The organism is Campylobacter sp. RKI_CA19_01116, assembly GCF_025771405.1.
Lineage (GTDB): Bacteria > Campylobacterota > Campylobacteria > Campylobacterales > Campylobacteraceae > Campylobacter_D.
In genome coordinates this window covers 79225-101829 of the sequence record NZ_JAKMQF010000004.1, presented here as the reverse complement: position 1 = coordinate 101829, position 22605 = coordinate 79225, and the positions used below count along the sequence as shown (strand labels likewise).

The window sequence follows — 22605 nt, the reverse complement described above, 5'->3', positions numbered from 1 at the left end:
TACAATAAAATAAAAATATAAAGGAAAGATTATGTGTAAAGATTGTGGCTGTTCTATTAATGGACATGAACATCATCATGAACACCATCATGAAAATCCAGCTTTAAAAGATGAAAAAACTATTAATGTTATTAGTAAAATTTTATCAAAAAATGATCATCAAGCAGCTCATAATAGAGAGCATTTTAATGAATATAATACTCTTTGTATTAATCTAATGAGTTCTCCAGGAAGCGGTAAAACAACACTTTTAGAAGAAACTATAAAAACTTTAAAAGATGATTTAAAAATAGCCGTGGTTGAAGGGGATTTAGAAACTAATAACGATGCAAATCGCATTATCAAAGCAGGAGGCTTAGCTCATCAAATCACCACAGGACAAACTTGCCATTTAGATGCTTTTATGGTGCATGAAGCTTTACATCATTTTAAACTTAGTGAGCTTGATATAGTATTTGTTGAAAATGTGGGAAATTTAGTATGTCCTGCAAGTTATGATTTGGGCGAGCATTTAAATGTAGTTTTACTTTCAGTAACAGAAGGTAGTGACAAGGTAGAAAAATATCCAGTGATGTTTAGAAAGGCTGATTTATTAGTCATTGCTAAAGCCGATTTAGCTCAGCATTTTGACTTTGATTTTAAAGCAGCTTCTATGGCTGCTAAAAGGCTAAATCCTAAAATAGATATTATGATTTTAGATAGCAAAACAAAAACAGGATTTGATCTTTGGATAAATTATCTAAAAATGAAAAAGGAGCTTAACTAATGTGTCTTTCTATACCTTCTAAAATTTTAGAAATTGATGAGCTAAATTCAGCCATAGTAGAAACTTTAGGGGTTAAAAGAAGGGTGAGTTTAGACTTGATAAGCGAACCTTTAAAAGTAGGCGATTATGTGCTTATACATGTGGGTTTTGCTATGGAAAAAATCGACACTCAAGCTGCGCAAGAGAGTTTAAAAATTTATGCTGATATAGCAGAGAAAATGCAAAATGGGCAAATTGATGAAAACGAAGGCGATATGGGGCTAAAAAATGGATTTAATTAATGATTTTAGAGATAAAGAAAGAATTTTAGCCCTAAAAGAACTTATTGCTTCTAAAATTACTAAGCCTATTAATATCATGGAAATTTGTGGTGGACATACGCATAGTATTATGAAATTTGGTTTACCTGATTTATTGCCAAAAGAAATTAATTTTGTTCATGGCCCAGGTTGTCCTGTATGTGTTATGCCAAGAGAGCGTATTGATGTAGCTTTAAAGCTTGCAAGTATGCCAAATACTATCTTTTGTGTATTAGGTGATATGCTTAAAGTGCCAGGAAGTTATAAAAGCTTAATTGATCTTAGAGCCAAAGGAGCTGATATTAGAGCGCTTTATACACCTTTGGATGTGATAGATATAGCCATAAAAAATCCTGAAAAAAATATAATCTTTTTTGCCATAGGTTTTGAGACAACTACACCTATGAGTGGGGTGATTATAGAAAAAAGTATAGCCTTAAATTTAAAAAATTTATTTTTTCATATCAATCATGTATTAGTTCCACCCGCAGTAGAAACTATCATGCAAGATAAAAATGTAATAATTGATGCCTTTTTGGGGCCTTCTCATGTAAGCGTTATCACAGGATCAAATATTTATGAACCTATTGCTAAAAAATACAAAACTCCTATAGCAGTGAGTGGTTTTGAGCCAGTTGATATAATGCTTAGTGTGTTAAATATAGTAGAGCAAATGAATGCAAATACTTTTGAAGTTTATAATGAATATCACAGAGTAGTTAGTAAAGAAGGAAATTTAAAAGCTAAGGCTTTAGTAGAAAAATACTTTAAACCTTGTGATTTTGAATTTAGAGGTCTTGGAGTGATTGTAAATGGTGGGCTTTGTTTAAAAGATGAATTTGCGCACTTAGATGCTAGTAAAGTGTTTGATTGTAAAGTGCAAAGTAAAGATGAGAGTAAAGCTTGTATTTGTGGTCAAATTTTAAGAGGCTTGGCTAAGCCTTATGATTGTAAGGTGTTTGCAAAAGCTTGCACTCCAAAAAATCCTATAGGTAGCTGTATGGTTTCTAGTGAAGGAGCTTGTGCGGCTTATTATAAATACTATCAAGATAAGGCATAAAATGAAACAAATTACTCTAGCCCACGGTGGTGGTGGCGAAGAAATGAATGCTTTGATAAATGAAATTTTTTCTATTTTTGAAAATGATGTTTTAAAAGAAGCAAATGACGCTGCTATTTTAGATGATTTAGCTTTTAGCACCGATTCTTTTGTACTAAATCCTATCTTTTTAAAAGATATAAATATAGGAAAATTAGCAGTTTGTGGTAGCGTAAATGATGTATTAATGGTGGGAGCAAAACCGCTATATTTATCACTAGCTTTGATTTTAGAAGAGGGTTTTGAGATAGAAAAGTTAAAAATTATACTAAAATCTATAAAAGAAGAATGTGATAAAGCAGGAGTAAAACTAGTTTGTGGGGATACTAAAGTTGTTCCTAAAAATAAAGGCGATGAAATATATATTAATACTTCATGTATAGGTAAAAATATACAAAAAATCAATACCAAAGAATTAAAAAGTGGTTGTAGTATCTTAGTTTCAAGGGATATTGGAGCTCATGGTTGTGCGGTTTTGGTTGAAAGAAATAATTTAGAGGCAAATATCCAAAGTGATTGTAAAAGCTTAAAAGATGAAGTTTTAGCACTTTTAAATACAGATATTTCTATAAAAGCAATGCGTGATGCTACGCGTGGTGGACTTAGTGCGGTTTTAAATGAATGGGCTAAATTAAGCAATTTAGAGCTTTTAATATATGAAGAAAAAATTCCAGTTTGTGATGAAGTTTTAGGGGTTTGTGAGCTTTTTGGATATGAGCCTTATGAGCTTGCAAATGAAGGAACTTTTATTATTTGTGTAGATAAAAAAGATGAGCAAAAAGCATTAGAAATTTTAAAACAATTCAATGCTAATGCAGCTATTATAGGTGAAATCACAGCTAATGAAAAAGCAAGAGTGGTTTTAGAAAATGCTTATGGAGCAAAACGCATTTTAGAAGCTCCAAAAGGCGAACTTTTACCAAGAATTTGCTAATGCATGAGTTAAGTATTACAGAATCATTACTAGAGCTTTGCGAAGAATATGCTCAAGGAAAAATTATTGAAGAAGTGCATGTTAAAATAGGGCGCTTAAGTGGGGTTGAGCCTCCACTTTTACAAAGAAGCTTTGAAACTTTTAAAGAAAATAGTCCCTTATGTAAAAATGCTAAATTTATTATGCATATTCAAGAAGTAGTAGTTGAGTGTCAAAAATGCCATTTTAGTGGAGTGCTTGAAAATAATATCTTTTGGTGCCCAAAATGCGAAGATAAAGATTTAAAAATCATAGATGGAGAAGAACTTTATCTTATGCAACTTGTTTTAAAAGAAAACGAGAATTTAGAAAACAATGACAAATAAAGAAATCATTTTAGGTGCGGGTTGTTTTTGGTGTACTCAAGCTGTGTTTGATGAAATTAAAGGCGTAGTTTATACAGAAGTAGGTTATAGCGGTGGTAAGCCAAATCCAAATTATGAAAGCGTGATAAATGGCGATGAAAATATAGAAGTAGCTAAGATAATTTATGATGAAAAACAAATTTCATTAGAAAAATTTTAGAAATTTTTCTCAAAATGCATGATCCAACAAGCTTAGATAAACAAAGTGCTGATGAGGGGATACAATATAGATCAGTTATTTTTTATCAAACTAATGAGGAGTTAAAAATCATTAGTGATTTTTTACAAAAAGCACAAAAATATTATGCTAAAGCTATAGTTACACAAGTTTTAAAATTAGAAAAATTTTATAAGGCTGAGGATTATCATCAAAAATATTTTAAAAATAATCCCAGCCAAGCTTATTGTAGATTTGTCATTACACCAAAGCTAGAAAAACTAGCAAATCATTCCTAGTTTTTCTTTTTAGAAATAGGGCAAACCCCAAGTGGACAAGCTTGTTTTCCACTAAGTACTCTTATAGGACAAACAGCAAAAATACCTGTTAATAAAGGAATTAAACCCAATAATCCCCACCAAGTTGAAAAATAAACTCCTAAAGAAAATGCCACTATGGCTAAAGCTATTCTAAGCACTCTTTCTAATTTACTCATAATTTCTCCTTTTTGTTGATATTATAAATAAATTTTAAAAGTATTTCTGTGATAAAGTTACAAAGAAATTAGTATTATTTTAGATCTTTCAAGTTTGATTTTACCTTCTTTTTCTAATTCTTTTAAAATTCTTGAAACGGCTTCTCTGGCGCTTCCTAAGTGATTAGCTAAAGCTTCATGGGTAATTTTTAAAGTATTGTTGCTAGCATTTTCTTTCAAAAAATCACAAATTCTAGAAGATAAAGGCATAAATAAAGCTTGTTCTAAAACTTTGATTAAGGTGTTAAAACGCTTGGTGATTAAACTTAAAACATAATTATTAATTTTTGGGTATTTTTCTTTTAAAATTTGAAAAATTGTTGAGGGGATGATGGCTATGCTTGTATTTTGAGTACTTTGTATAAAAACATCATAAGATATGCCATCCATATTACACTCAGAGCAAATAACGCATTCGTCATTTTCTTTAAGGTGAAAAAGTGTTATTTCTTTTGCATTTGGGGTTAAAATAAAAGCTCTAAGCTCACCTTTTAAAATTTTTATAAATCCTAAACATTTATCATTGACCTTAAAGTCTTTTTCAGTGTTTATTATTTGTAAGTGCTCTTGTATAAGTTTGAGATCTTGTTTTTCTATTTCAAAACGAGAAAGAAAATTTTCCATGTTTTTAAGTTTTAAAAGCCTATAAAAGGCTTTTAAATTTTAGTGGCAACCACAACCACCACATCCACAACTTTGACTAAAGAAGCTTTCTAGAGCTTGCATATTTGGAAGTTCTGTTACTTCATTTACTAATTCTTTATAAGCAACCACACCATCTTTAACTACAAACACTGCTCTAGCTAAAATTCCCTCAAGTGGACCATCAGCCATTAAAACACCATATTTTTCACCAAATTCTTTAGAAACAAAATCACTTGCAACAGTTAAATTATCTATACCTTCAGTTGAGCAAAAACGACCCATAGCAAATGGTAAGTCCATGCTAACTACGATTACTTCTACACCACTTGCTGCTGCTTTTTTATTAAATTCTCTAGCTTCAGTTGCACATACTGGAGTATCAAGGCTTGGCACGCTGATAATAATTTGAGTTTTGCCTTTTGGAGCAATTTCAACACCTGAAAGATCTTTAGCTTTTAAGGTGATATTTGGAGCCATATCGCCAACTTGGATGTTGTTTCCTTTTAGATTTACTTTATTTCCTTTGAATAATACACTATTCATTTTTTCTCCTTGAATGATTTTTATTAATCATAATATAAAAAGATTAATAAAGTCTTATTTTTGTTCTTCTTTGCACATACCTGCTTCGATTAGAAAACACGAGGGTTGATAATTGCTTTTTTTAATCTTGTCATATTTTGCATAGCTTAAGTATAAAGTATCCTTAGCTCTAGTTACTGCTACATAAAAAAGCCTTCTTTCTTCTTCCAAACTTCCACCCATGCTCATGAGTTTTTGATTGGGAAATCTTCCTTGTGCAAGATCAATTACAAATACAAGCTCAAACTCAAGCCCCTTACTAGCATGTATGCTTAAAAGATTAACACCACTACCGCTACTCATTTCACTAGCACCAAGAGTAAGAAAATTATAATATTTATAATTATCACTGTAATTTTTAGCAAGTTCTTTTAATACAAACATTTTTGCATTGATTTTTTCTAAAATTTCATTTTTTTTATTTAAATCAACATTGGAGTTTTTATTAGTCGCTCTCTTGGTTGCTAAAATATCACAAATTTCTTTAAAATAATCATTTTCTAAGATTAAATTTACAAGCTGAGTTGAAACCTTACACTCGCTTGCTTTTTTAATAAAAAGATAAATTTTTTCAAGATTTTTCGCACAAAGCTCGTTGATTTTAGGAAGGCTTAAAATAGGGTGGGTGTTAAATTCACTTTTTAGATTAAATCTTGAAGGCGAGGCTAGCTCCTCAATATCATCAAAAAGTCCTAGTTGGTAACTTTGTTTTTTGTATTTTTTTAAACTCACACTATTATCAGGATTTAAAAAACCTTTAATCAAACTAGAATGTCCCAGTTTTAATAAAGCGTCAAAAATATCTTTTGCTAAAACCCCGCCAACTCCTTTGGTATATTCAAGTAAGTGTATAAAAGCCATGATATCTTTTGGATTAAGCACGATTGCAAGCATAGAGCAAAAGTTTTTAACTTCCAAGCTTTCAAAAAAACTTCCCCCGCCTTTTCTTTTGCTTGCTATACCAAGTTCTCTCAAGGCAACTTCTACTCCATCTGCACTAGAATTGTTTCTAAAAATAACAGCGATTTCATCAAGATTAACTCCACTTTGTAAGATTATTTTTGCTATGGTAGAGTATTGATCAAATAATTCATTGAAAGTTAGCAAACTTGGTGCTTTAAAATCTCCTTCTCTAGTTACAATCAATTCTTTAGGATATAATCTTTCATTGTTTAAAATTACCTTATTAGCCAGTGCAAGTATATTTTTACTAGAACGATAGTTTTTATTTAAAGTAAAAATATTTGCATCGATAAATCTATCTTTAAAACTTCCTATAATAGAAATATCAGCCCCATTAAAAGCATAAATACTTTGGTCATAATCCCCCACACAAAATAAACTTTTACTTTTAAAAGCATCAATTAATGAACCTTGTAAAGTATTAGTATCTTGGTACTCATCTACCAAAATCTCATCAAATTCAAAATGATGTGAAGCTAAAACATGTTTTAATTTGATCAATAAATCATTAAAATCCACATAATTAAAACGTGCTTTTTCTTCTTCGTATTCTTTTAAAATATCTTCATAAATTTCAGCATAAACAGCTTGTTCATCATAATTTTGACAAAACCAATTATAAAATTCATCTAAATTTGCATTAGTATTTTGAAATAAAGAATACACATCATACAAATAACTTGGCATATAAGGTTTAGTGTCGCTTAAATGATGAAAAGTGCGTTTTTCAAAAATGGAACGTAAAAGAATTTTAAGCTCACTAGCAGGTTTTAAAATAATATCATGATTTAACTCTTTAAGCAAAGAATAAGCAGTGCTATGAAAGGTTCCTGCTGTGATTTTTGAAGTAATACTTTTATCAAAATACCTGCCAAGTCTTTCTATCATTTCTTTACTAGCTTTGTTTGTAAAGGTTAAAAGCATAATTTTTTCAGGCTTTATACCATTTTGAAGTAAAAAGGCTATTCTTGCAACTATGGTCGAAGTTTTACCTGTGCCTGCACTTGCTATGATAAGATTGTGTCCAAAAGGAGCACTAGCAGCTTTGTATTGTTCTTCATTTAAACGCGATAAGGGCATGAGCTTCCTAGTTTAAAATTATATTTTGTATATCATTAAAATAAAAATGATTGATACCATCTTTATATTCATAATAAAGCGCAAGTTTATGAGAATCTAAAATAGTCTTAACAATATATAATCCAAGTCCAAAACTATCTTTGTTTTTCTTTCCTTGTGTAAAGGCTTGAGTGTAGTATTTCAAGTCTTTATCTAAGGCTTTTCCTTTGTTTTTAAAGCAAAGATAATCTTTAGTTATTTCTATGGTAACGCAATTTTCATCAGAATATTTTGTCGCATTATCTATCATATTTTTCATCGCAGTAGTAAAAAGTTTAAAATCCACATTGACACTAAAACTTTCTTTTATACTAATCTTTACCTTTTCATCATCACTCATAGCTATATCTTTAGCTTCATCTAAAAGATCTAAGATATTGTATTTTTTTAAATTAATTAAACCAGCACCCGAAGTAATTTGTTCAATGGCTGCAAATTCATTAATCAAAATTTCTAAACGATTAAAAGCACCCACTAATCTTTCTTTATATTTGCTATCTTCAAGCATTTCTAAAGTGATTAAGCCTTTAGTAATAGGGGTTTTTAACTCATGCATAATATTTCTTAAGAAAAACTGCCTTGAAGTGTTTAGTTTTTGAATTCTTAAAATAGACTCATAAAAGGCTGTTGCTACTTGAGAAATTTCATCATTTCCCTTGCTAACATTTTGAATTTCATTGAGTTTATTTTCGCCAAATTTATCTATTTGTCTTTTTAAAGCTCTAAGTGGTTTTAATTTTCTAATGATAAAAATATATAAAATCAATAAAACCATTACTACTATACTAGCAATAAGCTTAATCACAAAATAACGATAACCTTGATATTCTAAATCTTTGTACAAATAAAGCTTACCATCAAAAATGATTTTTAAATATACATTATCTTCTAAAGTAATGATTTCAACTACACCTGTGCTAGTTTGAGCGCGTGCTATGGTTTCAGCTTTGTAGATGATTTTTCTTATAGAAGATGGGGTTGTTAGTTCTATCATTTTGTAATTTTTTGTTTGCTCATAAAATTCTTTTTCGCTAATTACATGGTTAAAATACAATAATCTTGCATTGGCTATAAAAGAATATTTCGCATTAAGCTCATTAGTGTAATTTTGCTGATCATATTTTATAAGCCATAAAAATGCCAAAATCACACTAACACTAGCAAGCAAGAAAACAAAGGTTATAGTATAAAAAATCGATGATTTGTTCATTGAGTTAATTTATATCCTATGCCTCTGATTGAATGAATGTATTTTGGAGTTTTAGGATCATCTCCGATTTTTTGTCTGATTCTACTAATGATTACATCTATGCTTTTATTGCTAGAGTCTTCACTAATAGAGCTACAATTATACACAAGTTCTTCACGACTCACCACTCCACCTTCTTTTTTAATTAAATAACTCAAAATATCAAATTCAGCATTAGTAAAGCTAATTTCTTGATCTTTCATGGTAATAGTGTGTTTATATTTATCATATACAAGATCTTTTTTAACTTGAGCTTGAGCGGTTTTGGTGTTTGAAATTCTTCTTAAGTGACTTTTAATTCTTGCTTGAAGTTCTTGAGGATTATATGGTTTTGGTAAATAATCATCTGCACCCAAATCAAGCGCAGCAACCTTATCGCTAATATCATGTCTTGCACTTGAAATGATAATAGGTGTATCATATTTTTTACGAATTTCTTCACAAACTTCAAGTCCATCAAGTCCAGGCAAGCTTAAATCTAAAATGATTAAATCATAAGGATTTAAAGCAAGTCTTGAAAGACCTATATAAGGTTCATGAGCAATATCTACTTTCATATCAAATTGCTCTAAATATTCAGCTATAATCTCAGCTAATTCTAAATCATCTTCTATCATTAAAATATTTGTCATTTTCTTCCTTTCTTAAAAAAGTAAAGCTCTAACCATACCACCTCTATTAATCCAAATTTTAACATATTCTTTGCCTTTATTTAATTCTAAAGCCTTAGATAATTCTTTAAAATTTGAAACTTCATATTGATCAATACCTATAATAATATCACCTTGCTCAAAGCCTATTTTTTCTGCTTTTGATTTTGGAGTAACTTCAGTGATTAAAATACCACTAATATTTTCAGGTATGCGGTATTGTTGTTTATTTTTAGAATCAAGCTCTACTAATTTTAAACCATCAATATAATCTTTTTCATATTGTAGCGATTTTTCATCTGTTTTTAGCATAAATTTAGCTGTTTTAACTTTATTATCTCTTTCATAAGTTACCTCTATAGCTTGTTTTGGATCAATACTTCCTATATAATTTTTTAAATCCATAGGGCTTTTAATCACAGTTTTATCTACTTTTATAATCAAATCACCTCTTTTTAATCCCGCATTATAAGCTGCTGAGTCTTTTTGAACTTCTGTTATTAAAGCTCCTTCTTGATTGGTATAAGCTTTTTTAATATCTTGAGTTAAAGCTCCTATAACTACACCTAAATATCCTCTTTCTATTTTTCCATGCTCGATAAGTTTTTGTGCAATAGATTTTGCCATATTAGAAGGGATTGCAAAGCCTATACCATTATTTCCTCCACTTCTTGAAAGTATGGCTGAATTTATCCCAACTAGAGCCCCTCTGCTATCTACTAAAGCCCCGCCTGAATTTCCAGGATTAATTGAAGCATCCGTTTGAATGAAATTTTCATATTGATTTAAACCTATATTATTTTTATTTAAAGCTGAGATAATTCCACTTGTAACACTACTTCCAACACCAAAAGGATTACCCAAGGCAAATACTACATCACCTTCTAATAATTTATCCGAATCAGCAAAAATCACAGCAGGTAAGTTTTTTGCTTCTATTTTTATCACTGCTAAATCTGTTTTAGGATCAGCTCCGATTAATTTAGCTTTATATTCAGTACTTGAATCAGGTAAATTTACAGTAATTTTTTCAGCATCTTCTATAACATGATTATTTGTTATAATATAACCATCGCTTGAAATAATTACACCAGATCCAAGCGAACTTACTACTTCTTTTTTATTTTTTTTACTTTTTGGAGCTTGTGGAAAATCAAAACCAAAAAATTGTTTAAAATAAGGATCATTGAAAAAATCATCAATCCCAAAGGAATTACTTTGAACGGTTTTAGAAGTTGAGATATTCACAACTGAATTTTTAACTTTTTGTATAGAATCATGATAAGAGAGTATAGTATTTTGATTATCAGTTGGTAAAGATCTTTTTACATTATCATCTGCTTGTTTAAAATCAATACTAGCACTAAAAAGACTAGTTGCTAATGCCAAAGAAAGAACCATAGTTTTTTTCATGTATTATCCTTTGTAAAATCAATTTATGCAAGTATAAAATTTTATTTTTACGCAATTGTAAATAAAACCTTTAGTTTTAAAACTTATAAAACTTGATTGACTAAGACTAAAGTTTATGGTATAATCTTATAAAAAATAAGGAATAAAAAAATGAGTAATAGTTTATATGAAACACTAGGTGTTTCGCAAAATGCTAGCGCAGATGAAATAAAAAAAGCTTATAGAAAATTAGCAAGACAATACCACCCAGATATCAATAAAGAAGCAGGTGCTGAGGAAAAATTTAAAGAAATTAACGCCGCTTATGAAATTTTAAGTGATGAGAAAAAAAGAGCTCAATATGATAGATATGGTGATTCTATGTTTGGTGGGCAAAGTTTTCATGATTTTTCAAGAAATGCAGGCGGAGCTGATATCAATGATATTTTGAATAATATTTTTGGCGGAGGCTTTGGGGGTTTTGGCAGAGGCTTTAGCTCTAGTAATAATTTTAGAAGTGGTTTTGGAGGTTTTGGGGGTTTTGAAGAGGATTTAGACTTACAAGCAAGTGTTAAAATTCCTTTTGAAAAAGGAATTTTAGGTGGTGAACATACTATAAATATCAACAACGAACAAGTTAAAATCAAAATTCCACATGGTATAAAAGATGGCGAAAAGTTACGCATACGAGGTAAAGGAAAAAGCTTTCAAGGACAAAAAGGAGATTTGATTTTAAAGGTAGAGCTTGAAAAAAGTGATGAATATGAAAGAGAAGATGATGATTTATACAAAAAGGTTGAAATTAGTTTAAAAACAGCACTCTTTGGAGATAAAATCAGCGTACATACTCCAAGAAAAGAAGTTAAAATCACCATACCACCAAATTCAAAAAACAATCAAAAAATCAGACTTAAAGGCTATGGGGTGCAAAATAGAAAAACAGACCTTTATGGAGATATGTATTTAATTTTAAATGTAAAAATACCTGATATTAATAGCCTTGATCCTGAATTTGTAAAAATTTTAGAAGAAAAATTACCTTAAAAGGAGTATGCAATGGAGCATAGTTATGATGAACCGGTGTATCTTATAAGTGTTGTTGCAAAGGTTTTAAGCATACACCCACAAACTCTAAGACAATATGAAAAAGAAGGTTTGGTTGAACCAAGTAGAACCGATGGTAAAATGAGACTTTATTCTCAAAAAGATATAGATAGAATCAAAATGATTTTACGCTTAACAAGAGATCTTGGAGTTAATTTAGCTGGTGTTGATGTGATTTTAAAGCTAAAAACAAAAATTGATGAGTTTGAAAATACCATTGAAGAATTAAGATTAGAACTTGATAGAAGAGATAATCCTTCAAAATCAAGAGCAGTAGTAAAACACAGAAGCAATTTTGACTTAATTTTTTTAGAAAAAATAAAATAATAAAACATTACAAAAGGTTGGTGAGTGGATGCTTTTATAACTTTATTTTTAACTGCAGTAGCAGTTGCTGTCGTACTTAATGTTATACTTAAAAAATTTGGAATTCCAACCATTATAGGCTATATAGCCACAGGTTTGTTTGTGCGTGAATTTTATGGTTTTAGCACCAATGAAATCATTATCCATGTGGCTGAGTTTGGTATAGTTTTTTTAATGTTTACCATAGGGCTTGAATTTTCATTTAAACACCTTTTAGCAATGAAAAAAGAAGTGTTTTTAAATGGAAGTTTACAAATGCTAACTTGTGGCTTGGTTTGTACTTTGCTTGTAACTTATATTTTAGGTATAGCAAATCATATAGCAATGATAGCAGGTTTTGCCCTAGCTTTATCTTCTACAGCTATAGTTTTAAAAATACTTAATGATAGTGGCGATATCAATGAAGAATATGGCCGAAAAGCTTTGGGAATTTTGCTTTTTCAAGATATTGCTGTGATACCACTACTATTAATGATTGATATATTTAGCTCTCAAAACGCTGATATTTCAAAGCTTTTATTTACAACCTTAGTCAGTGCTGTGATTTTACTTGTTTTGCTTTATTTTATAGGCAAATACCTTTTTACTTATGTTTTAAAATTTATCATTAAGACCAATGCAAATGAAATTTTCATCGCTACTATACTTTTTACCGTAATAGGAGCAAGCTTTTTAGCACATTCTTTTGGTTTTTCTTACTCGCTTGGAGCATTCATAGCTGGAGCTTTGATAGCTGAAACTAAATATAAACATAAAATAGAAGCAGATTTGGTTCCTTTTAGGGATTTACTTTTAGGGTTTTTCTTTATCAGTGTTGGCTTGCAAATTGATTTTCATATAGTTTTTGAAAATTGGTTTTTGATTTTTGTTTTTGTAAGCTTGGTGTTATTGATAAAATTTGTAGTAATTTATGGTCTTTTAATCCTTTATACGAGAAAAAGAGTAGCTTTAAAAACTGCTTTGAGTATTTCTCAAATTGGAGAATTTGCTCTAGCGGTGTTTTCACTAATGCAAGTAAATTCGCTTATAGATGAAAAAACAGCACAAATTTTTATTATAGTTTCTATCATCACTATGGTTGCAACACCTTTTATTTTAAATAATCTTAGAAAAATAGCCAACGCAGCCGAAGGTGAGCAAAATGATATGGCTAAATTTTATCTATGTGATCAAAAAATGAAAGATCATTTTATCATTTTTGGTTATACAAGATTAGGTCAAGAAGTGGTGCAAAAGATCAAAAAAACAGGTATTCCATATCTAGTTTTAGAAAGTGATTTAAATTTAGTTGAACTTGGGCGTAGCAGAAATGAGAATGTTTTTTTTGCTAGTGTAGCGCAAGTAGAAACACTAAAGGTAGCTAATATAGAAGAATGTTCAGTTGCTATTATAACTATAAGCAATGAAGCTAAACTTGATATGCTCTATCAAGTGCTTTCTAATTTCAATAAACCCATACAAACGGTTTTAAAAACAAGTGGTACAGGTGCTAAGATCATTTTCCCACACACTGATAAACATTTACACATTGTAGATGCTGAAGCTTCAATAGCTAGAAATTTAGTACAAGAAGCATTACAATGTAGAATCAATACAAGTGCAGCAGAATGAAAAATGATGAAAAAGCTTTAAGAGTTAAATATGTAAGAGCTTTAGAAAAATTTACCAACTCTGCTGTAAGTGCTTTAAAAAGGGAAGATTTTGATTTAACACTTTTTAGAGAAAGAATGCAAAAAAATGCTAAAATCTTTGAAAAAGTTCAAGCGGTGTTTTTGGATTCTACTTATACTAAGGCTTTAGAGCTTTTTGTAAATGAGTGTTTAGATGAGAGTTTGGATCAAAAAACCCTAGCTTCAAAAGCCAATGCCTTATATAAGCTAAAAAATAATCAAAGTTATAAAAAAGACAAACATAAAATTAAATTTAAGGATGAATATTGATAAATGTAATTTTTGATATGGATGGCACGCTTATAGATAGTGCTAATGCTATAGTATGTGCGGTAAATGAAATAAGAGCGGATTTAAATTTAGAACCTTTAAAAAGAGAGTTTATTTTAGATACTATCAATACTCCTGGGCAAAATTATGCTAAGATTTTTTATGGGGTTGATACTTACTCACATACTAGTTTTAAAGAAGGTTATGAGAAATATTTTATTAAGCATTATGATCAAAGTGTGGTGCTTTTTGATGGTGTGCTTGAGGTTTTGGAATTTTGTAAAAAAAACGATTGTTATCTGGCTATAGCTACTAATGCACCTCAAGAAAGCTTGGTGCCTATTTTAAAAAAACAAAATATTCTTTCATATTTTGATAAAATACTAGGTGTTAGTTATGGTATAGAAGCTAAGCCTGATCCTATGATGCTAAGATTAATTGCAGATGAAGCAAAATATGAAAAAAGTATTTTTATAGGCGATAGTTTAAAAGACAGACTTTGTGCTAAAAATGCTAAGATGGATTATATACATATTTCTTGGCAAAAAGAAACTAAAGATTTAGATGAAGTTAACGATAAAATTACTTTAATAGAAAAAATTCAAACTCACATGAAAGGTTAAAAAAATGGATATTTTTGATGAAATGTTTGCAAAAAGCCCTAAAGAAAAATTTATTGAAACAATAAAATATGCAAATTTAGGTGCATTGGAAAATGTTTTAGAAAAATTATTAGCCGATCATATCGCTATGATAGAGCTTTTAGAAAAAAATAATTTAAATGAAAGCGATGTAGCGCAATTTCAAATGGAAAATTCACTCTTAATAGATGAGAGAAAAAATGATTTTTACATAGGCTTAAGTGCTGAAATTTTAGGGCATGAGGGTTGATTTTGCGTTTACTTTTATCTTTATTTTTGATGTTTAACTTTTTAAAGGCTGAAGTATTTTTTGATTATACTTATAAATTTACCCTGAGTAAAGATGAAAAAGCAAGTGTAAAAATAAAAGAAATTGACTATCCTGATGAGATTTATTATTTTGACTTCTCATGGACTTTATTTGATCAAACTAATATCATTGTTCATTCAAAGTATAAAAAATACCCTAGACAATTTGTGATGTCTTTAAGAAGAAATTTAAACTGGGTTGATCAAACCTTAGTGCCTGATTATAAAAATCCTCATATAGATAGAGCAAGATTGATACTTGAATTTAGTGATTTTAAAAAAGGTGAGGCTATTTTTACTGTGTATATAGAAGATAGAGATAAGAAATTAGAAGTAGAATTTTTAGACCCTAGAAAAGCCACTCTTAATCAAAACTAAAGTAAAATTTAATAAAATATAATTATAAGAAAACTAAGGAAAGCATAGTGCAAAAGATCGATCAGTATATGCATGAATTTTTATCTGAATTAAATTATGAGCCTATTTTAACCATGAGTTCAAAACTTCAAGGTGGTAAAAAATTACGCTCAAAACTACTTTTAAAAATAGCTGGGGAAAGTGATATTAGCTATAAAATCTGTGCTATTATAGAGTTAATTCATGCTGCAAGCTTATTGCACGATGATGTGATTGATGAAGCAAAATTAAGAAGAGGTGTAAAGTCTATCAATGCACAATTTGGAGCTAAAAATGCCATCATGCTTGGAGATATTTTATACTCAAAAGCCTTCTATGAGCTTTCTTTGATTGATTTAAAATTAGCAAAAATCATTTCTAATGCCGTTGTAATGCTTTCTGTTGGTGAATTAATGGATGTAAATTTAAGCGAAACTTTCAATACTAATAAAAACGCTTATTTACAAATGATATATAATAAAACAGCCATTTTAATCGAAGCTAGTGCAAGGTGTGGGGCAATACTTGCTAATTTAAATGAAGATGATTTTGCAGAATATGGTAAAAATTTAGGTTTAGCTTTTCAAATTGTAGATGATATTTTAGATATCAAAGGTGATGAGCAAACTTTAGGTAAACCTGCTATGAATGATTTTAAAGAAGGTAAAACCACTCTTGCTTATATGTATTTACATGAAAAATTAAATCCACAAGATCAAGAAATACTTAAGTCTTATTACAAGAAAGATTTAAGTGTGAATGAGCTTGCTTGGATTAAAAATAAAATGCAAGAGCATGAAATTTTTGATCAAGTTGGCCAAGAACTAAACACTTATGCAAATAATGCACTAAAAGCTATAAAAAAATACAATATAAAAGATTTAGAAGATATTATTAAAAGCATGATAGAAAGGGAATTTTAATGCATTATTACTGCATCAGTTTTACACATAAAAATACAGATATTGCTACTAGAGAAAAACTTTCCTTTTCTAATGAAGACAAAAAAAGAGAATTACTAAAGCTAATCCATACTAATAATAAAATTTTAGAAAGCTTAGTGCTTAGTACTTGCAATAGGGTTGAAATTTTTCTTTTTGTTGGGGATGTTGAAAGCATTAATGAGCATATTTTAAAAACACTTAGTTTGCTTTGTGGGGTTGATAGAGAAAATTTAAGCACCAAGGCTGATTTTTATGAAGATAGCGGAGCCATCCATCATTTATTTTCTGTGGCAAGTTCGCTTGATAGCTTGGTTATTGGTGAAACACAAATTGCTGGACAATTAAAAGATGCTTATAAATTTGCCCTGCAAGAGCAAAGATGTGGTGTGCATATAACTAGAGCAGTTCATTATGCTTTTAAATGTGCGGCAAATGTTAGAAATCAAACCGAAATTTCTAAAAATCCTATTTCAGTTGCTTCAGTAGCAGTAGCAAAAGCCAAAGAACTCCTAAATTTAGAAAATAAAACTGCTGTTGTAGTAGGTGCAGGGGAAATGAGCGAACTAGCCTGTAAGCATTTATTAAATGCCAAGGCTAAAGTATTGATATTAAATAGAGATATACAAAACGCCCAAAAGCTTTGCGAGGATTTAGGTGAAAATGCAAGCTATGAAAGTATTGCAAATTTAAAAGAAGTACTAAATCAATATGAGATATTTTTTAGCGCCACAAACGCTCCACATGCTATCATAACCAATGATTTATTAGAAGAAAAAGATTATAAAAGATATTTTTTTGATATAGCAGTGCCTAGGGATATTAATGTAAAAGCAAATGAAAAAAATATAGTTTATGCTGTTGATGATTTAGAAGAAGTTGTAAGAAAAAATTTAACCCTAAGAGAACACCAAGCCCAAATTGCTTATTCCATAGTAGGTACTATGACAAATGAGTTTTTTCAACATCTAAGCAAACTAGCAACCTTGCCTTTAGTTAAGCAATTACGCTTACAAGCTGATGAAATCGCTAAAGAACAATTACAAAAGGCTATAGATAAAGGATATTTAAAGCACTCAAACCATGAAGAAGCAAGAAAGCTTATAAGACAAGTAATGAATGCATTTTTACATCATCCTAGCGTAAATTTAAAAAAACTAAGCGGAACTATGCAAAATGATTCAGTAATTAATGCTATGCGTTATGTGTTTGATTTAAAAAATGAAAATATGGAAGGTTTAAACCTTTATAAATGTGAATTTAATTTGGAGAATAATCATGAAATTTAGTAAATTTTATGCCATAAGCACAAAAGAAAATCCAAAAGATGCTACTTTACCAAGTCATATATTTTTAGTTAAAGGTGCCTTTGTAGAACAAATTGGAAGTGGTTTGTATAATTTTTTACCTTTAGGAAAAAGAGTTTTAGATAAGATTAAAAATATCATCAAAGAAGAAATGGATAAAGCAGGGGCTTTAGAAGTAAATTTAAGTTTTAATACCCCAGCTGAACTTTGGAAAGAAAGTGGGAGATTTAATGTTTTTGGTAAAGAGCTTTTACGCTTTAAAGATAGAAAAGAAAATGATTTTGTTTTAGGGCCAACCCATGAAGAAGCTATGGTAGCTTTAGTAAGAAATAAAATAAATTCTTACAAACAACTTCCTTTGCATTTGTATCAAATAGGACTTAAATTTAGAGATGAAGCTAGGCCTAGATTTGGACTTTTAAGATGTAGGGAATTTTTAATGAAAGATGGCTATAGCTTTCATGCTAGCGAAGCTGATTTAGACAAAGAATTTAATCTTATGCATGAAACTTATAGTAAAATTCTTACAAGATTAGGACTTGAATTTAGAGCTGTTGAAGCTGATAGCGGGGCTATTGGTGGCAGTGGTTCAAAAGAATTTATGGTTTTGGCTAAAAATGGCGAGGATGATATATTATTATGTGAGCATTGTGATTATGCTGCAAATATTGAAGCAGCAAAAAGAGCTAAAAAAAGTTGTGAAGATGAAAGGCCAGAAGCTGACTTTGCTACACAATTTCACACTCCAAATGTAAAAACTATAGAAGAATTAGCGGAATTTTTTAAAATTAACCCTTACTATACTATTAAAGCTATTGCTAAAAAAGCTATTTATGAAAATGAAGAAAAAATTGTAGTATTTTTTATACGCGGTGATGATGAATTACAAGAAGTTAAAGCACTAAATGCAGCAAATGCACTAGAGTTGGCCGATGTAAGTGAAGAAGAATTAGAAAAAACAGGTTTAGTGCCAGGATTTATCGGCTTTGTAGGATTAAATGGCGTTGATTTTTATATTGACCATGAGCTTGAAAATGAAACAAATATGATTATTGGTGCAAATAAAAAAGATTATCATTTAGTCGGAATCAATGTTGTAAATTTAAATAAAGAACGCTTTAAAGATCTTGCGGCAGTTAAAGAGCATGATCTTTGTCCAAAATGCCAGCATAAGCTTAAGCAAAGCAAGGGTATTGAAGTAGGCCATATTTTTAAACTTGGAAATAAATACTCAAAAGCAATGAATGCAAGCTATTTAGATGAAAATGGTAAAGCTCAATTTTTCACTATGGGTTGTTATGGTATGGGAGTGAGCCGTTTAGTAGCTGTTGCCATAGAAGCAAGTCATGATGAAAAAGGTTGTATTTGGAATAAAACTTTAGCTCCTTTTGTTTTGGATATCATCGTTTCTAATATAAAAGATACAAAAGCTATGGAATTTGCTGAACAAATTTACACTCATTTTAGTGATAAAGAGATTTTATTTGATGATAGAAATGAGCGTTTTGGTGTAAAGATTAATGATTTTGAATTAATGGGCTTTCCTTATGCTTTAGTTGTAGGCAAGGGCTTAGAAAATGATGAAGTAGAGTTGATTCATAGAAATACCTTAGAAAAACAAGTTTTGAAAACCCAAGAAGTAATTTCACACTTAGAGAAAATTCTATGATGGTAAAAACAAATTTAAGTGCATTTTTGATTTTAGAATTAATCGCCAGTATTTTATTTATAACCTTTTTTGGTTTTTTAAATTTTTTTATGATAGTTTTTGCAAGTATGTTTTTAGGTGCAATGTTTTTAGCAAAGACTTGGACAAATCTCATCACTATGCAAAATACCAATACAAATTTATTTGGTATGGTTAAATTATTTTCTTTAACCATAGTAGGAATTTTGCTTTTAATACCAGGAATTTTAAGTACATTTTTAGGAATTTTACTCTTATTTTTCATGATGATATTAAAATTATTTACAAAACAAAAAAGAAAATATCATCAAACAAACAACGAAGAAGAAATCATAGATGTAGAAATCATACAGGAGCATAAAAAATGCAATTAATCATCGCAACAAGAAAAAGCCAACTTGCATTATGGCAAAGCGAATATATAAAAAACAAATTATCCCAAACACATCCTGAATTAGAAATTTCTTTAGAGGGTTTTAAAACTAAAGGTGATGTTTTACTTGATTCACCTTTGGCTAAAATAGGCGGAAAAGGACTTTTTACAAAAGAACTTGAAGAAAGTATGTTAAGAGGCGATTCGCATTTAGCTGTGCATAGCTTAAAAGATGTGCCGAGCTTCTTTCCTGATGGCTTAGTTTTAGCTGCTATTTCAAAAAGAGAAGTGGTAAATGATGCTTTTTTAAGTGAGTATTATGAGAGCTTAAATGCTCTTCCAAAAGGTGCAAAAGTAGGCACTACAAGTCTTAGAAGAAGAATGCAACTTTTAGCGTTAAGGCCTGATTTAAACATCATTTCTCTAAGAGGTAATATCAACTCGCGCTTAGAAAAACTTAAAGCTAAAGAATTTGACGCTATTATTTTGGCTTTAGCTGGTATTAAACGCTTAGGTTTAGATAAAGAAATAAAATACATTAGAGCTTTTGAACTTGATGAGATGATACCCGCAGCTTCCCAAGGAGCTTTAGGTATAGAAAGCATTGATGATAAACAAATTTTAAAATACCTTGAATGTTTAAATGATGAAAATGCCTTTATAGAAACCCATATAGAAAGAGATTTTATAAAAACTCTAGAAGGTGGCTGCCAAGTACCTATAGGTATTAATGCAAAAATCATTGATGAAAAAATAGAGATTCGCGCCATAGTAGGCTTACCTGATGCAAGTAAAATTCTCAAAGAAAAAAGAATGATTAATAAGCAAGATTACGCAAAAGCGGGCGAGCTTTTAGCTAAAGAAATGATAGCAAAAGGTGCAAAAGAAATTTTAAAAGAAGCAGAGAGTATGATATAAATGCAAAAATTCATAGATCTTTTAGAAAAAAATAATTTATTAAAAACCATTCATGAACCCGTTGATGTTGATCTTGAGATGGCACATTTAGCTTATATAGAAGTCAAAAAAGAAGACTCAAAAGCCTTACTTTTTACTAATGCAGTCAAAAATGGTAAAAAATACGATTATCCTGTTCTTTTAAATACTTTTTGTAATGAAAAAGCTTTAAAATTAGCATTTGAAAAAGACTATGAAGATGTAGCTAAAGAAATTAGATCTTTACTTAAAATGCATATACCACAAAGCTTTGGTGCAAAATTAAATTTTTTCAAAACCCTACTTGATTTAAAAAATATCCCGCCAAAACGCATTAAAAAAGATGGAGAATTCAACTATAAAAGCTTAAATTCATTATATGATATGCCTATTTTAAAAACTTGGGAAAAAGATGCTGCGCCTTTTATCACCATGGGGCAAGTTTATACTCAAAGTATAGATGGAAAGCAAAATAATCTTGGAATGTATCGTTTGCAAGTAGTTGATGAAAAAACCTTGCTTATGCATTGGCAAATTCACAAAGATGCGAGCCATTTTTTCCATGAGTATAAAAAAGCAAATCAAAAAATGCCAGTAAGCATAGCCATAGGTGGAGATCCTTTATATATTTGGTGTGCTCAAGCGCCTTTGCCAAAAGGAATTTTTGAACTTTTACTTTATGGTTTTATCAAGAAAAAACCTGCCATTTTGGCAAAATGCAAAAGTAACCATCTTTACGTACCTTATGATAGTGACTTTGTAATTGAGGGCTTTGTAGATCCAAATGAATTCGCACCTGAGGGACCTTTTGGAGACCATACAGGTTTTTATACCCCTGTTGAACTTTGTCCTATTTTAAAAGTAGAAAAAATCTTTGCTAAAAAAAATGCGATTTATCAAGCTACTGTTGTGGGAAAACCACCTTTAGAAGATAAATACATGGGACTTGGAACAGAAAGAGTTTTTTTACCTTTACTTCAAACAAATGCCCCTGATTTGATAGATTATAACATGCCTGAAAATGGGGTTTTTCATAATCTAATCTTGGCTAAAATAGAAGCAAAATACCCAGCTCATGCAAAACAAGTAATGCATACTTTTTGGGGAGTAGGGCAAATGAGTTTTGTAAAACATGCTATTTTTGTTGATGAAAATGCGCCTTGTTTGAAAGATTATGACAAACTCGTACCTTATATACTCAATCGCTTTGATGAAGAAAAATTACTTATTAGCGAAGGAATTTGTGATCAACTCGACCATGCTTCAAGCACTTATTGTTATGGTGGCAAAGCAGGGCTTGATGCATGTGGTGATGAGAAAAAAGTTGAACTTGAAATTCTAAGCGATGAGGCTTTACTTTCACTTTTTAAAGAAAAAGATCAAAGTATTTTAAAATTAAAGCAATTTTACACTCAAACCTTTGCTCCAGTTTGCGTGATTTTGATAGATAAAAAAGAAAAAATAACTCAAGTTTTTGAAAAATTACAAACTTATAAAAAACATTTTAGAATTTTAGTTTTCTTAGATTCAGATGCTATTTTAGAAAATCCTTATATGCTAATTTGGCGTGTGGTAAATAATATAGATGCAAAAAGAGATATATTTATCAAAAAAGATTGCGTTGCGATTGATGCAACAAATAAAGGATCATTAGAAGATTATCATAAAGAATGGCCTTTAATGACAAATTGCTCTAAAGAAGTCATAGATAGACTTATTACAAGAAATTTACTTCCAAATGATGAAAAATTATTCAAAAAGTTTGAAATTTTTTAATTTTAAGCTTTTTGAGAACACTTTTTGCTTATTAA

Annotated in this window: 25 protein-coding genes and 1 pseudogene; 19 read left to right on the top strand and 7 right to left on the bottom strand. The window is 29.9% G+C overall.

The genetic code is table 11. The features are described 5' to 3' along the window. The first annotated feature begins 31 nt into the window (after positions 1–31). From hypB to msrA, 6 genes and pseudogenes are all read left to right on the top strand, one after another. Positions 32–766: a hydrogenase nickel incorporation protein HypB gene (gene hypB, locus L8U41_RS04580; protein ID WP_263727939.1), complete on the top strand. Its 735-nt coding sequence runs from the start codon at positions 32–34 to the stop codon at positions 764–766. Beyond that, positions 766–1047, top strand: coding sequence for a HypC/HybG/HupF family hydrogenase formation chaperone (locus L8U41_RS04575; RefSeq protein ID WP_012661500.1), 282 nt, complete (start codon positions 766–768; stop codon positions 1045–1047). Before hypB ends, L8U41_RS04575 begins: the two co-directional genes overlap by 1 nt. Then, positions 1034–2125: a hydrogenase formation protein HypD gene (gene hypD / locus L8U41_RS04570; protein WP_263727938.1), complete on the top strand. Its 1092-nt coding sequence runs from the start codon at positions 1034–1036 to the stop codon at positions 2123–2125. Before L8U41_RS04575 ends, hypD begins: the two co-directional genes overlap by 14 nt. Position 2126: 1 nt before the next feature. Then, positions 2127–3098 carry a hydrogenase expression/formation protein HypE gene (hypE, locus tag L8U41_RS04565; protein WP_263727937.1) on the top strand — a complete coding sequence of 324 codons (972 nt, stop codon included), beginning with the start codon at positions 2127–2129 and terminating at the stop codon, positions 3096–3098. Beyond that, positions 3098–3463 carry a hydrogenase maturation nickel metallochaperone HypA gene (locus tag L8U41_RS04560; RefSeq protein WP_263727936.1) on the top strand — a complete coding sequence of 122 codons (366 nt, stop codon included), beginning with the start codon at positions 3098–3100 and terminating at the stop codon, positions 3461–3463. The genes hypE and L8U41_RS04560 overlap by 1 nt, the downstream gene beginning before the upstream one ends. Then, positions 3453–3958 (top strand): annotated as a pseudogene (msrA, locus tag L8U41_RS04555) (peptide-methionine (S)-S-oxide reductase MsrA). Before L8U41_RS04560 ends, msrA begins: the two are co-directional and overlap by 11 nt. Here the strand turns inward: msrA and L8U41_RS04550 are convergent. Genes L8U41_RS04550 through L8U41_RS04520 form a run of 7 tightly spaced genes read right to left on the bottom strand, consistent with a single transcriptional unit; the run spans position 3955 to position 10815 of the window. After that, positions 3955–4155: a DUF2892 domain-containing protein gene (locus L8U41_RS04550; protein ID WP_012661495.1), complete on the bottom strand. Its 201-nt coding sequence runs from the start codon at positions 4153–4155 to the stop codon at positions 3955–3957. The pseudogene msrA and the gene L8U41_RS04550 overlap by 4 nt on opposite strands. A gap of 57 nt (positions 4156–4212) precedes the next feature. After that, positions 4213–4818 (bottom strand): Crp/Fnr family transcriptional regulator, encoded by a 606-nt coding sequence (locus L8U41_RS04545; RefSeq protein WP_263727935.1) that lies wholly within the window; start codon positions 4816–4818, stop codon positions 4213–4215. A 39-nt stretch (positions 4819–4857) separates the two neighbouring features. Continuing rightward, on the bottom strand, positions 4858–5382 hold the full coding sequence (gene tpx, locus L8U41_RS04540; RefSeq protein ID WP_039641481.1) for a thiol peroxidase: 525 nt from the start codon (positions 5380–5382) through the stop codon (positions 4858–4860). 54 nt (positions 5383–5436) lie between these two features. Further along, a complete protein-coding gene (locus L8U41_RS04535) occupies positions 5437–7464 on the bottom strand; it encodes an ATP-dependent helicase (protein ID WP_263727934.1) in 2028 nt (675 codons plus the stop codon). A 7-nt stretch (positions 7465–7471) separates the two neighbouring features. After that, complete coding sequence (locus tag L8U41_RS04530; RefSeq protein ID WP_263727933.1) at positions 7472–8713, bottom strand: ArsS family sensor histidine kinase; 1242 nt, start codon at positions 8711–8713, stop codon at positions 7472–7474. Further along, positions 8710–9384: a response regulator transcription factor gene (locus tag L8U41_RS04525; RefSeq protein WP_039626094.1), complete on the bottom strand. Its 675-nt coding sequence runs from the start codon at positions 9382–9384 to the stop codon at positions 8710–8712. Before L8U41_RS04525 ends, L8U41_RS04530 begins: the two co-directional genes overlap by 4 nt. Positions 9385–9396: 12 nt before the next feature. Then, positions 9397–10815, bottom strand: a complete 1419-nt coding sequence (locus L8U41_RS04520; protein ID WP_263727932.1) for a DegQ family serine endoprotease — start codon at positions 10813–10815, stop codon at positions 9397–9399. 150 nt (positions 10816–10965) lie between these two features. Between L8U41_RS04520 and L8U41_RS04515 the strand changes: the two genes are divergently transcribed. From L8U41_RS04515 to L8U41_RS04455, 13 genes are read left to right on the top strand one after another with little or no spacing between them, the layout of a single operon-like run. Then, positions 10966–11838, top strand: a complete 873-nt coding sequence (locus L8U41_RS04515) for a co-chaperone-curved DNA binding protein A (protein ID WP_039628332.1) — start codon at positions 10966–10968, stop codon at positions 11836–11838. 12 nt (positions 11839–11850) lie between these two features. After that, positions 11851–12225 (top strand): heat shock protein transcriptional repressor HspR, encoded by a 375-nt coding sequence (locus tag L8U41_RS04510; protein WP_039668403.1) that lies wholly within the window; start codon positions 11851–11853, stop codon positions 12223–12225. A 24-nt stretch (positions 12226–12249) separates the two neighbouring features. Next, positions 12250–13875 (top strand): cation:proton antiporter, encoded by a 1626-nt coding sequence (locus tag L8U41_RS04505; protein WP_263663303.1) that lies wholly within the window; start codon positions 12250–12252, stop codon positions 13873–13875. After that, positions 13872–14204 (top strand): hypothetical protein, encoded by a 333-nt coding sequence (locus tag L8U41_RS04500; RefSeq protein WP_257396833.1) that lies wholly within the window; start codon positions 13872–13874, stop codon positions 14202–14204. Before L8U41_RS04505 ends, L8U41_RS04500 begins: the two co-directional genes overlap by 4 nt. Next, complete coding sequence (locus L8U41_RS04495; RefSeq protein WP_263706173.1) at positions 14201–14827, top strand: HAD family hydrolase; 627 nt, start codon at positions 14201–14203, stop codon at positions 14825–14827. The genes L8U41_RS04500 and L8U41_RS04495 overlap by 4 nt, the downstream gene beginning before the upstream one ends. Positions 14828–14831: 4 nt before the next feature. Beyond that, positions 14832–15095, top strand: coding sequence for a DUF2018 family protein (locus L8U41_RS04490; protein WP_039618310.1), 264 nt, complete (start codon positions 14832–14834; stop codon positions 15093–15095). 29 nt (positions 15096–15124) lie between these two features. Further along, a complete protein-coding gene (locus L8U41_RS04485) occupies positions 15125–15532 on the top strand; it encodes an exporting protein (protein ID WP_263679458.1) in 408 nt (135 codons plus the stop codon). Positions 15533–15579: 47 nt separating this feature from the next. After that, positions 15580–16473: a polyprenyl synthetase family protein gene (locus L8U41_RS04480; RefSeq protein WP_263727931.1), complete on the top strand. Its 894-nt coding sequence runs from the start codon at positions 15580–15582 to the stop codon at positions 16471–16473. Continuing rightward, positions 16473–17780, top strand: coding sequence for a glutamyl-tRNA reductase (gene hemA / locus L8U41_RS04475; RefSeq protein WP_263727930.1), 1308 nt, complete (start codon positions 16473–16475; stop codon positions 17778–17780). The genes L8U41_RS04480 and hemA overlap by 1 nt, the downstream gene beginning before the upstream one ends. Continuing rightward, positions 17767–19467 (top strand): proline--tRNA ligase, encoded by a 1701-nt coding sequence (locus L8U41_RS04470; protein WP_263727956.1) that lies wholly within the window; start codon positions 17767–17769, stop codon positions 19465–19467. The genes hemA and L8U41_RS04470 overlap by 14 nt, the downstream gene beginning before the upstream one ends. After that, positions 19464–19859 carry an FxsA family protein gene (locus tag L8U41_RS04465; protein WP_263682265.1) on the top strand — a complete coding sequence of 132 codons (396 nt, stop codon included), beginning with the start codon at positions 19464–19466 and terminating at the stop codon, positions 19857–19859. The genes L8U41_RS04470 and L8U41_RS04465 overlap by 4 nt, the downstream gene beginning before the upstream one ends. Next, positions 19850–20776: a hydroxymethylbilane synthase gene (gene hemC, locus L8U41_RS04460; protein WP_263727929.1), complete on the top strand. Its 927-nt coding sequence runs from the start codon at positions 19850–19852 to the stop codon at positions 20774–20776. The genes L8U41_RS04465 and hemC overlap by 10 nt, the downstream gene beginning before the upstream one ends. After that, positions 20777–22570, top strand: coding sequence for a menaquinone biosynthesis decarboxylase (locus L8U41_RS04455; protein ID WP_263727928.1), 1794 nt, complete (start codon positions 20777–20779; stop codon positions 22568–22570). Positions 22571–22605 lie beyond the last annotated feature (35 nt).